This window comes from Microbacterium sp. Bi128, assembly GCF_918698205.1.
In genome coordinates this window covers 1-11,022 of record NZ_CAKKMM010000113.1, presented here as the reverse complement: position 1 = coordinate 11,022, position 11,022 = coordinate 1, and the positions used below count along the sequence as shown (strand labels likewise).

Annotated in this window: 13 protein-coding genes; 12 read left to right on the top strand and 1 reads right to left on the bottom strand. The window is 70.2% G+C overall.

All coding sequences use genetic code 11. The annotated features are described in order from the left end of the window. The 10 genes from LQV45_RS10550 to LQV45_RS10505 form a co-directional block, all read left to right on the top strand. A partial coding sequence (locus LQV45_RS10550) for a DnaJ C-terminal domain-containing protein (protein ID WP_290370231.1) occupies positions 1–626 on the top strand: 626 nt, incomplete at its 5' end. 2 nt (positions 627–628) lie between these two features. Then, a complete protein-coding gene (locus tag LQV45_RS10545) occupies positions 629–1,363 on the top strand; it encodes a 16S rRNA (uracil(1498)-N(3))-methyltransferase (protein WP_230006969.1) in 735 nt (244 codons plus the stop codon). A gap of 65 nt (positions 1,364–1,428) precedes the next feature. After that, a complete protein-coding gene (locus LQV45_RS10540) occupies positions 1,429–1,776 on the top strand; it encodes an HIT domain-containing protein (protein ID WP_138172219.1) in 348 nt (115 codons plus the stop codon). A gap of 49 nt (positions 1,777–1,825) precedes the next feature. Then, a complete protein-coding gene (locus tag LQV45_RS10535; protein ID WP_230006971.1) occupies positions 1,826–2,854 on the top strand; it encodes a PhoH family protein in 1,029 nt (342 codons plus the stop codon). Beyond that, entirely contained in the window at positions 2,851–3,318 is a 468-nt protein-coding gene (gene ybeY / locus LQV45_RS10530; RefSeq protein WP_230006968.1) for an rRNA maturation RNase YbeY, read from the top strand. The genes LQV45_RS10535 and ybeY overlap by 4 nt, the downstream gene beginning before the upstream one ends. Continuing rightward, on the top strand, positions 3,315–4,625 hold the full coding sequence (locus LQV45_RS10525) for a hemolysin family protein (RefSeq protein WP_230006967.1): 1,311 nt from the start codon (positions 3,315–3,317) through the stop codon (positions 4,623–4,625). The genes ybeY and LQV45_RS10525 overlap by 4 nt, the downstream gene beginning before the upstream one ends. Next, positions 4,622–5,515 carry a GTPase Era gene (gene era / locus LQV45_RS10520; protein WP_138172223.1) on the top strand — a complete coding sequence of 298 codons (894 nt, stop codon included), beginning with the start codon at positions 4,622–4,624 and terminating at the stop codon, positions 5,513–5,515. The genes LQV45_RS10525 and era overlap by 4 nt, the downstream gene beginning before the upstream one ends. A 31-nt stretch (positions 5,516–5,546) precedes the next feature. Next, positions 5,547–6,494 carry an NADP-dependent oxidoreductase gene (locus tag LQV45_RS10515; RefSeq protein WP_230006966.1) on the top strand — a complete coding sequence of 316 codons (948 nt, stop codon included), beginning with the start codon at positions 5,547–5,549 and terminating at the stop codon, positions 6,492–6,494. Between the two features lie 154 nt (positions 6,495–6,648). Further along, on the top strand, positions 6,649–8,409 hold the full coding sequence (leuA, locus tag LQV45_RS10510; protein ID WP_230006965.1) for a 2-isopropylmalate synthase: 1,761 nt from the start codon (positions 6,649–6,651) through the stop codon (positions 8,407–8,409). 72 nt (positions 8,410–8,481) lie between these two features. After that, on the top strand, positions 8,482–9,270 hold the full coding sequence (locus LQV45_RS10505; protein WP_230006964.1) for an MOSC domain-containing protein: 789 nt from the start codon (positions 8,482–8,484) through the stop codon (positions 9,268–9,270). 12 nt (positions 9,271–9,282) lie between these two features. Here LQV45_RS10505 and LQV45_RS10500 read toward each other — a convergent pair whose 3' ends face one another. Continuing rightward, positions 9,283–9,990 (bottom strand): trimeric intracellular cation channel family protein, encoded by a 708-nt coding sequence (locus LQV45_RS10500; RefSeq protein ID WP_374208183.1) that lies wholly within the window; start codon positions 9,988–9,990, stop codon positions 9,283–9,285. Positions 9,991–10,062: 72 nt separating this feature from the next. Here LQV45_RS10500 and recO point away from each other — a divergent pair, with 72 nt between their 5' ends. After that, on the top strand, positions 10,063–10,791 hold the full coding sequence (gene recO / locus LQV45_RS10495) for a DNA repair protein RecO (protein WP_230006963.1): 729 nt from the start codon (positions 10,063–10,065) through the stop codon (positions 10,789–10,791). Continuing rightward, on the top strand, positions 10,788–11,022 hold a 235-nt coding region (locus LQV45_RS10490; protein WP_230006962.1), incomplete at its 3' end, for an undecaprenyl diphosphate synthase family protein. The genes recO and LQV45_RS10490, both read left to right, overlap by 4 nt.

The window sequence follows — 11,022 nt, the reverse complement described above, 5'->3', positions numbered from 1 at the left end:
ACGTGCAGCGCACGGTCCGCAGCCTGCTCGGCAACGTCGTGACGAGCCAGCCCTGCAGCGTCTGCCAGGGGCACGGCACGACCATTCCCTACCCCTGCGGCACCTGCCAGGGTCAGGGGCGCGTGCGCGCGCGCCGCACGGTGTCGGTCGACATCCCCGCCGGCGTCGAGACGGGCCTGCGCCTGCAGCTGCCCGGTTCGGGCGAGGTCGGGCCCGCCGGCGGACCGAACGGCGACCTGTACCTCGAGATCACGGTCGAGCCGCACGAAGCGTTCAGCCGCGAGGGCGACGACCTGCTCGCCACGCTGGAGGTCTCGATGCCCGACGCGATCCTGGGGACCAACACGACGATCGAGTCGCTCGACGGCAGCGTCGACCTCGAGGTGCGCGCGGGCGTGCAGTCCGGCGACGTGCTCACCATCAAGGGGCGCGGCATCACGCCGTTGCGCGGCAACCAGCGCGGTGACTTGAAGGTCGGCGTACACGTCGTGACACCGACGCGCCTCGACCACAAGGAGCGCGCGCTCATCGAGGAGTTCGCCAAGCGCACCAAGGCTCCCCAGCCGCGTCTGGCCGAGCACCAGCAGGGCCTGTTCTCGAAGTTCCGCGACCGCTTCCGGCACTGACCGTGGCGCTGCACTTCGTGACCGACGACGCCGCGACCGCCGTCGTGGGCGATGTCGTGACGCTGACGGGCCCCGAGGCGCACCACGCGGCCGCCGTGCGCCGCGTCCGCGTGGACGAGGCCGTCACCCTCGGCGACGGACGGGGGGTGTGGCTCGAGGGCCGGACCACCGCGGTGGCACCGAAAGAGGTGTCGGTCCTCGTCACGGGTCGCGCCGAGCTGCCCGCACCGTCGCCGCGCATCGTGCTGGTGCAGGCGCTCGCCAAGGGCGACCGCGACGAGCTCGCCGTGCAGGCGGCCACCGAACTGGGGGTCGACGCGATCGTACCGTGGCAGGCCGCGCGGAGCGTCTCGCGGTGGGATGCCAAGGCCGACAAGGGACTCGCGCGCTGGCGCACGATCGTGCGCGAGGCCGCGAAGCAGGCGCACCGGGCGTGGATCCCCGAGGTCGAGGGCGTGGCACGCCTCGCCGACCTCGTCGAGCGGGCCGGTGCGGCCACCGTCCTCGTGCTCGAGCCGTCGGCATCCGAGCGGCTCACGGTCGTGGCATCCGTTCTCTCCGACGAGCGGGACGTCGTGCTCGTCGTGGGACCCGAGGGCGGAATCGCGCCGGACGAACTCGAGGCGCTGCGCGCCGCCGGTGCCCGGCTCGTGCGCCTCGGCGACACCGTGCTGCGGACCTCGACCGCGGGAGCCGCGGCGATCTCGGTCCTCTCGGCGGCGACCGGCCGCTGGTGACGGCGGCGCCCCGTCCGGGGCACATGCCCGACCCGGTGTCGCACCCCGTCGATAGACTGGATGCCATGACCGAGCCATCGATCTTCACGCGTATCCTCCAGGGCGAGATTCCCGCCGAGATCGTGGCCGAGACCGAGAACGCCTTCGCGATCCGCGACATCGCGCCGCAGGCGCCGGTGCACCTGCTCGTGATCCCCAAGACCGAGCAGTACCGCAACGTCGTCGAACTCGCCGCGGGCGACCCCGACCTGCTGACCGAGATCGTGGGCCTGGCCAATTCGGTCGCCGCCGAACATGCGGACGGCGACTTCCGTCTCGTCTTCAACACCGGCCCCGGTGCCGGTCAGACCGTCTTCCACGTACACGCCCACGTCCTCGCGGGCGGACTGAACGAAAAGAGCCTGGGTGGCTGATTCCCCCGAAGAACCCGTCGTCGAGCGTCTGTACGCCGACGGCGTCGCGATGGTGCAGCTCCTCGGACCGCAGGACCGCCTCTTGCGCGTGGTCGAGAAGGAGCACCCCGATGTCGACGTCCACGTGCGCGGCAACGAGATCACGATCTCGGGCGGTGCCGCCGCCGTCGCCGCGGCCCGCGGCCTCGTCGACGAACTGCTGACGATGACGCGCAACGGTCACGGCCTCGACCCTGCCGACGTCTCGAACTCCAGCCGCATCCTCCGCTCCGACGGCGGTCCGCGCCCGTCCGAGGTACTCGGCGAGGCGATCCTGTCCTCGCGCGGCAAGGTCATCCGGCCCAAGACCATGGGCCAGAAGGCCTACGTCGACGCGATCGAAGAGAACACGATCGTCTTCGGAATCGGTCCGGCCGGTACCGGCAAGACGTATCTCGCGATGGCCAAGGCCGTCCAGGCGCTGCAGCGCAAAGAGGTCAGCCGCATCATCCTGACGCGCCCGGCCGTCGAGGCGGGCGAGCGCCTGGGATTCCTGCCGGGAACGCTGACCGACAAGATCGACCCCTACCTGCGGCCGCTCTACGACGCCCTCAACGAGATGATGGACCCCGACATCGTCCCCAAGCTCATGGCGACGGGAACCATCGAGGTCGCCCCGCTGGCGTACATGCGCGGGCGTACCCTCAACGACTCGTTCGTCGTGCTCGACGAGGCGCAGAACACCACGCCCGAGCAGATGAAGATGTTCCTCACGCGTCTGGGTTTCGGCACGCGCATGGTGGTCACGGGCGACATCACGCAGATCGACCTGCCGCAAGGCGCGTCGGGCCTGCGCCTGGTCACGCGCGTGCTCGGCGACATCGACGACATCCACTTCTCGTACCTCACGAGCGACGACGTCGTGCGCCACACCCTCGTCGGCCGTATCGTCGATGCGTACAGCGAGTACGACGAGAAGCGTCTCGTGGCCCGCCGCGAACGCGACGAGGCCTCCGAACTCGCCACCCGTGCCGAACGCCGCGGCGCGGCCCGCCCCGCGGGTCCGCGCGATCACCTCCCGAGACGAAACCGCTCATGACGATCGAGATCAACAACGAATCCGGCCACGAGGTCGACGAGCAGGTGCTGCTGCGCCTGATGGAGTACAACCTCTCGGAGCTGCACGTCAGCCCCGACGCCGACGTTGCGATCGTGCTCGTCGACGAGGGCGCCATGGAGTCGCTGCACGTGCAGTGGATGGACGAGCCGGGTCCGACCGACGTCCTGAGCTTCCCGATGGACGAGCTGCGGCCCGGCACCGAGGATGCGCCCACCCCCGCGGGGCTCCTCGGCGACATCGTGCTGTGCCCGGCGGTCGCCGAGACCCAGGCGGTCACGGCGAAGCACTCGACGCAGGACGAACTGATCCTCCTCACCACCCACGGGCTCCTCCACCTCCTCGGTTTCGATCACGCCGAACCTGACGAGGAGCGCGAGATGTTCGGACTCCAGCGCGAGCTCATCACCGGTTTCCAGGCCGTCGAGCGTCGCCGCCACGCATGACCGAGGCCCTCCTCCTCGTCGCGGCATTCCTCCTCGTCGCCTTCGGTGGCTTCATGGCCGCCTCCGAAGCGGCCCTGGGCGTCACCTCGCGCGCCGACCTCGCCGAGCTCGGTTCGTCCGGTCGCAACGCGCGATCGCTTCAGCGCATCGCCGAGGACCCGAGCGCGCACGTCACCGCCGTCGTCTTCATCCGCGTGCTGTCCGAGACGACCGCGGCCGTGCTCGTCGCGGCGGCGTTCATGCTGCTCTTCGACAACATCGGCCTCGCCGTGGCCGCCGCGGCCGTCCTCATGACGGGGATCTCGTTCGTCGCGGTCGGCGCCAGCCCCCGCGCGGTGGGACGCCATCATGCGACCGGACTTCTCCGCGGCGGCGCCCCCGTCATCCGCGGCATGCGCATCCTGCTCGGCCCCCTGGCCCACGGGCTCGTGGCCGTCGGCGACCGGATCACACCGGGCGTCTCGCACTCGACCTCGTTCGCATCGGAAGAGCAGTTGCTCAGCATCATCGACGAGGCGGCCGAGAACGAGCTCATCGAACAGGACGACCGCGAGCTGATCCACTCGGTCTTCGACTTCACCGACCGCTACGTCCGCGAGGTCATGGTGCCGCGGACCGACATGGTGACGGTGGATGCCGCGGCGACCTCGCGCGAAGCCCTCGCGCTGTTCCTCGAGAAGGGCGTCTCGCGGATGCCCCTCGCCGACGACGACGCGGACGACATCGTCGGGATGCTGTACCTGAAGGACCTCGTCCAGTTCGGGTTCGGCGACGAGGCCGGGTGGCGCGACGCGCCGATTCGTCGGATCGCGCGCCCGGCGGTCTTCGTCCCCGAGTCCATGAAGGCCGAGACGCTGCTGCAGCAGATGAAGAAGGATGCCGTGCACGTCTGCCTCGCGGTCGACGAATACGGCGGCGTCGCGGGGCTGGTCACTCTCGAAGACCTCATCGAAGAACTGGTGGGCGAGATCTCTGACGAGTACGACGCCCCGTCGACCGAGATCGTGCCGCTCGACGACGGACGGTTCCGCGTGAGCGCCCGCCTCGGACTCGACGAGGTCGGCGACCTGTTCGGTCTCGAGCTCGACGATGAGGACGTCGACTCCATCGGCGGACTCCTGGGCAAGGCCCTCGGACGCATCCCGCAGCCCGGCGCGACCGCCGAGCACTCCGGCCTGGTCATGACGGGCGGGGCTTCGCGCGGACGCAATCGCGGTATCGCGACGGTCATCGTCGAACGAGCCGAAGAAGACGAAGACGACGACGCGGCGCCTGCGGGTTCCGGTCGCGAGAGGAACGACAGATGAGCGACAACCGATCCGGCTTCGTGACCTTCGTCGGGCGGCCCAACGTGGGCAAGTCGACGCTCACGAACGCCCTCGTGGGCGAGAAGGTCGCCATCACGAGCGACAAGCCACAGACCACCCGCCGCGCGATCCGCGGCATCGTCAACCGCCCGGGGGGTCAGCTCGTCGTCGTCGACACTCCCGGCATCCATCGCCCGCGCACGCTGCTCGGACAGCGCCTCAACGACCTCGTCGAGCAGGTTCTGGGCGACGTCGACGTGATCGCGTTCTGCGCGCCGGCGACGGAGAAGGTGGGGCCGGGCGACCGACGCATCGCCGAGTCCCTGTCGGGGTACCCCCGCGCGAAGAAGGTCGCGCTGGTGACCAAGACCGACGCCGCCACGCGCGAGCAGATCACCGAACGTCTCGTCGAGGTCGATGCACTGCGCGAGGACTGGGATGCCGTCATCCCGCTCTCCGCGGTCACGAACGACCAGCTCGACGTGCTGAGCGACGAGCTGCTCGCGCTCATGCCCGTGGGCCCCGCGCTGTATCCCGACGACGTCGTGACCGATGAGTCGCTCGAGGATCGGATCGCCGAGATCATCCGCGAAGCCGCCCTCGACGGCGTGCGGGATGAACTGCCGCACTCGATCGCGGTGACGGTCGACGACGTGTCCGCTCGCGAGGACAGCGACCTGACCGACGTCTTCGCGAGCATCATCGTCGAGCGCGACAGCCAGAAGGCGATCATCATCGGACGCAAGGGATCCCGCTTGGCGGACGTCGGTGCGCGGGCGCGCAAGGGGATCGAACCGCTGGTAGGGAGCCGGGTATACCTGTCGCTCCACGTGCGCGTGGCCAAGGAATGGCAGCGCGACCCCAAACAGCTCGGTCGCCTCGGGTTCTGACCCCCGGCACACCGGCGAAAGGACGACGACGATGGCGCAGCAGTGGCGGGCTTGGGAGCCGGGACCGGTCGAGAACTGGACGTTCGACGAAATCGAGGTGCCGGCCCCGGGCCCCGGCGAGGTGACGATCCGTGTCCGCGCCGCCGGAATCAACCCCGCGGATGCCAAACACGTCGCCGCCGCGCGGCCCGGCGCCACCTTCCCGACGCCGATCGGATACGAACTCTCGGGTGAGATCGCCGCCGTCGGGCCGGACGCCGTCGGCGGCTCCGGGCCGCTGAGCGTCGGCGACGAAGTGGTGGCCTTCCGCGTCCAGGGCGCGTACGCCACCGAACTCACCGTCCCCGCACGGGACGTCTTCGCCAAGCCCGGGACGCTGTCCCACGCCGAGGCCGCGAACCTGCTGCTGGCCGGGACCACGGCCGCCGAGATGATCCAGGTCACCCGCGCCGCGGCCGGCGACACCGTCCTGCTGCACGCTGCTGCGGGCGCCGTCGGCGTGAGCCTGCTGCAGCAGGCCCGAGTGCTCGGCATCCGGGTGATCGGCACCGTCGGCCCGGAATCCGAGTCCTCAGCCGCGCGGGTGCGGCAGTACGGCGGCATCCCGGTCGCGTACGGCGAGGGGCTGCGGGAGCGCGTTCTCGATGCGGCCGGCGGAGAGCCGGTCGTCGCCGCGTGGGATGCCGCGGGCACCGACGAGGCGATCGACGTCTCGGTCGCCCTCGTCACCGAACGCGACCGCATCGTCACGATCGTCTCGCCGCAGCGCGCCGAGTCAGACGGCATCCTGTGGATCGCCGGCGCACGCCCCGAGAGCGCGCGGTTCCGAGACATCGCCCGCGCCCGCGTCCTCGAACTCGCGGCATCCGGGGATCTGGAGGTCCCCATCGCCCGCACCTTCCCGCTCGTCGACGCCGTCGAGGCCGTGACGTTCGTGATGCAGGGGCACCCGGGGGGAAAGGTCGCGCTGCTCCCGTGAGCGGGCCGTGGTTCGGGCGGGTGCTACGATCGCAGCATGCGCTTCGGTGGCCTGCTTCTTCTTAGCTGCCGCGACGAGTCCTCGTTCTAAGGGCCTTCCTCGTCGCGGAGATCGTCGTCGGCCCCACCGAACGAATCTAAAGAAGCGACACATCATGAAGAACACCCAGAAGCCCACTTCCGCTCCGGTGCACAAGTACCGTCCTTTCCACGAGCAGATCCGGGTCGACCTGCCCGACCGCACGTGGCCGAGCACGCGCATCGAGACCGCGCCCCGCTGGTGCGCCGTCGACCTGCGCGACGGCAACCAGGCCCTCATCGATCCGATGAGCCCCGAGCGCAAGCGCGTCATGTTCGACCTGCTCGTGAAGATGGGCTACAAAGAGATCGAAGTCGGCTTCCCGAGCGCCAGCCAGACCGACTTCGACTTCGTCCGTCAGCTGATCGAAGAAGACCTGATCCCCGACGACGTCACGATCCAGGTGCTGACGCAGGCGCGCGAGCACCTCATCGCCCGCACGTACGAGTCGATCGCCGGCGCCAAGCAGGCCATCGTGCACCTGTACAACTCCACCTCCGTCCTGCAGCGTGAGGTCGTGTTCCGCACCGACCAGCAGGGCGTCGTCGACATCGCCCTCGAGGGGGCGCGCCTGTGCAAGAAGTACGAGGCGACGATCCCCGAGACGCAGGTGTTCTACGAGTACTCGCCCGAGAGCTACACCGGCACCGAGCTCGAGTTCGCGCTGCGCATCTGCAACGAGGTGCTCGAGGTCTTCCAGCCGACGCCGGAGCGCAAGGTCATCCTGAACCTGCCCGCCACGGTCGAGATGGCCACGCCCAACGTCTACGCCGATTCGATCGAGTGGATGTCGCGGCACCTGAACCACCGCGAGAACGTCATCCTCTCGCTGCACCCGCACAACGACCGCGGTACCGCAGTGGCTGCGGCCGAGCTCGGCTACATGGCCGGCGCCGACCGCATCGAGGGGTGCCTGTTCGGCAACGGGGAACGCACCGGAAACGTCGACCTGGTCGCGCTGGGCGTGAACATGCTGACGCAGGGCATCGACCCGCAGATCGACTTCAGCGACATCGACCAGGTCAAGCGCACCGTCGAGTACTGCAACCAGCTGCCCGTCCCCGAGCGCAGCCCGTGGGCCGGCGACCTCGTGTTCACCGCCTTCAGCGGATCGCACCAGGACGCCATCAAGAAGGGCTTCGAGTCGATGGAGGCCCGCGCGGCCGCCGAGGGCAAGCACATCGACGACATCGAATGGGCCGTGCCGTACCTGCCCATCGACCCGAAGGACCTCGGCCGTTCCTACGAGGCCGTGATCCGCGTCAACTCGCAGTCCGGCAAGGGCGGTGTCGCCTACCTGCTGAAGGCCGACCACGCGCTGGATCTGCCGCGCAAGCTGCAAATCGAGTTCTCCGGGGTCGTGCAGACGCGCACCGACGCCGAGGGCGGCGAGGTCTCGAGCGCCCAGATCTGGGACATCTTCACCGACGAGTACCTGCCGACGAAGGACGACGACCAGCGCTGGGGCCGCTTCGAGCTGCTGTCGACGCGCTCGTCGAGCGACATGTCGGGCGACGTCTCGCTCGAGGTCACGCTGCGCGACGGCGAGGCGGCGCAGCCCGCTTCGGCGGTCGGCAACGGCCCGGTCGCGGCGTTCCTCGAGATCGTGCGCGCCCAGGGCATCGAGGTGACGCTGTACGACTACGTCGAGCACGCCCTCAGCTCGGGCGGTGATGCGCAGGCCGCGGCGTACATCGAGCTGCAGGTCGACGACCAGCGCCTGTGGGGCGTCGGCATCGACAACGACATCTCCACCGCGTCGCTGAAGGCCATCGTGTCGGGAGTGAACCGCGCGATCCGCACGCGCGAGCGCTCCGGCGCCCTCGCCGCCGTCTGAGTCGCCTCGAAGCGCCGTCGACCCCGCGGTCGGCGGCGCTTCGGCGTTCTCCCGGGATGCGAGGATGGGGCCGTGATCCGCGTCGAGGCCCTCTACCGCTATCCCGTGAAGGGCTTCACGCCCGAGCGTCGCGACGAGCTCGTCGTGCAGCCCGATGGACGGGTGAAGGGCGACCGGTCGTTGGCGTTCGCGTTCGCCGACGTGGAGTCACCCGACGACACCGTGTGGCCGAAGAGCCGCGGGCTCGCGCTCATGGGCGTCCCGTCGCTCGCGCGGATCGCTGTGGCGTACGACGACGCGGCGCGTCACGTGCGGCTGCGCGTCGATGACATCGACGTGGACGCCGACATCGACGACCCGGCGGGCCGCGCCGAGCTCGCCGCGGCGGTCACGGCGTACCTGCGCACCACCCCCGACGCCCGCCTGCTCGAGGAGGAGGGCGTCCTGCCGTTCGCGTTCGTCGGGGACGGCCGCACGTCGCGGTTCCAGGACCGACCGCAGGGATACGTGTCGCTGCACGGTGCGGCCTCCGTCGCCGATGTGGATGCCGCGGTCCCCGCGCCCGTCGACGATCGCCGCTTCCGCTCCAACGTCGTCCTCGCGGGGACGGCGCCGTGGGAGGAGCTCGAGTGGGCGGGCACCCTGCGCATCGGCGACGTGGCCTTCACCGTGCAGAAGCCGATCGAGCGGTGCGCGGCGATCACCGCCAACCCCGACACGGGTGTTCGGGATGCTCGCCTGCTCCGCGTGCTCACGTCGCAATTCGGTCAGGCGACGCCGACACTCGGCATCCTGCTGCTGCCGGTCGACGGGGGCGGCACGATCCGCGTCGGCGACGAGGTCACAGTCATACGAGCGTGAGGTGCCACCGCCTCACTTGGGGTCGTTCACCCGGATGATCGGGATGCCGGTCGTCTCGACGGCGACCTTGCGCCGGTAGAGCTTGCGCTGCTCGGGGAGCGAGAGGTCGAAGAGCACGGCGAGCACGCGGATCACGGTGGTGACCGCGACGCCGATGACCGCGGCAATCGGGAGGGGGACGCCGAACGCCGCCGTCGTGGCCAGCACCGCGCAGCCGCCGCCCGCCGCGACCGCGTAGAGCGAGCCGACGTGCATGATCGCGACGGGGAGCCCCATGAGCACGTCGCGCAGCACGCTGCCGCCGACCGCGGCGATCACCCCGACGAACACCGCCGGCACCGCGGGGAGTCCGAGCGCGAGCGCCTTGGAGGTGCCGAACGCGCCGAAGAGACCGATGACGACGGCGTCGAGCATGATGATCGCCCGGTTCAAGCGCTGAAAGATGCCCGACAGCAGCATCCCCACGAGCGAGGCGACGGTCGCGGTGATCAGGTACCAGTTGTTCTGCAAGGTCGCGGGAGTCAGGCCGAGCAGCAGGTCGCGGATGAGACCGCCGCCCATCCCCAGCAGGATGCCGATGATCGCGACGCCGAGCAGGTCGAGCCGCCGCTGTCCCTGGAATCCGGAGGCGAACAGGGCTCCCTGCACACCGCCGAGTCCGACCGCGATGAGGTCGGCCCACAGCGGGATGATGAAGACGGGCGGGTTCACGGCATCCATTCTCCGGCTCCGTGACGCCCGACCGTGCGCGCCGCGCAGGCCACTCCCGGGACGGCGGGCCGATAATGGACTGTGCCCACCTACCGCGACGAAGTCGTGGTCCTGCGTACCCACAAACTGGGGGAGGCGGACCGCATCGTCACCCTCCTCAGCCGCCGCAACGGCAAGATCCGCGCCGTCGCGAAGGGCGTGCGCCGCACGTCGTCGCGCTTCGGTTCGCGGCTCGAGCCCTTCATGGTGGCCGACGTCCAGCTCTATCGCGGTCGGAACCTCGACATCGTGCAGCAGGCCGAGTCCCTCGGCTCGTACGGCGCCGACATCGCGGTGCACTACGACCGGTACACCACCGCCAGCGCCATGGTCGAGACGGCCGATCGTCTCAACGAGGCCGAGGCCACGCCGCAGCAGTACCTGCTGCTGGTGGGGGGCTTGCGGGCACTGGCGCGCGGCGACCACGCATCGCGGAGCGTGCTCGATTCGTACCTCTTGCGCGCGATGGCACTGTCGGGCTGGGCCCCGGGCCTGGGCGAATGCGCCCGCTGCGGAACCGTCGGCGACCACGACTTCTTCCTCGCGCAGATGGGCGGGGTCGTGTGCTCCGCGTGCGCACCCGCCGGTTCGCCGCGGGTCGCGCGCGACACCGTCGACCTGCTGCGCTCGCTCATCGCGGGAGAGTGGGACGTCGTGGATGCCGCGCCGGACCGCACCACCGCGGCCGCCTCCGGCCTCGTCGCCGCGTACGCGCAGTTCCACCTGGAGCGCGGCATCCGTTCCCTCTCGCACCTGGAATCGAGTCGATGACCCCGAAGCCGTACACCCACCGCGACGCCGTCCCCTATCGCCCGCTCGATTGGACGGGGGAGTACCCGCCGGCCTTCCCGAAGGGCGCGGTGCCGGAGCACGTCGCGATCGTGATGGACGGCAACGGACGCTGGGCCAACCGCCAGGGACTCACTCGCGTCGAGGGACACCGCGCCGGCGAGGCGGCCCTCCTGGACGTCGTCGCCGGCGCCATCCAGGCGGGCGTGAAGC

Bases quoted from the DNA above. Each gene is read 5' to 3' on its own strand.
- LQV45_RS10515 (WP_230006966.1), top strand. From the start codon at position 5,547: ATGGCGCAGCAGTGGCGGGCTTGGGAGCCGGGACCGGTCGAGAACTGG.
- ybeY (WP_230006968.1), top strand. From the start codon at position 2,851: ATGACGATCGAGATCAACAACGAATCCGGCCACGAGGTCGACGAGCAG.
- LQV45_RS10535 (WP_230006971.1), top strand. From the start codon at position 1,826: ATGGTGCAGCTCCTCGGACCGCAGGACCGCCTCTTGCGCGTGGTCGAG.
- era (WP_138172223.1), top strand. From the start codon at position 4,622: ATGAGCGACAACCGATCCGGCTTCGTGACCTTCGTCGGGCGGCCCAAC.
- LQV45_RS10500 (WP_374208183.1), bottom strand. From the start codon at position 9,990: ATGGATGCCGTGAACCCGCCCGTCTTCATCATCCCGCTGTGGGCCGAC.
- LQV45_RS10540 (WP_138172219.1), top strand. From the start codon at position 1,429: ATGACCGAGCCATCGATCTTCACGCGTATCCTCCAGGGCGAGATTCCC.
- leuA (WP_230006965.1), top strand. From the start codon at position 6,649: ATGAAGAACACCCAGAAGCCCACTTCCGCTCCGGTGCACAAGTACCGT.
- LQV45_RS10525 (WP_230006967.1), top strand. From the start codon at position 3,315: ATGACCGAGGCCCTCCTCCTCGTCGCGGCATTCCTCCTCGTCGCCTTC.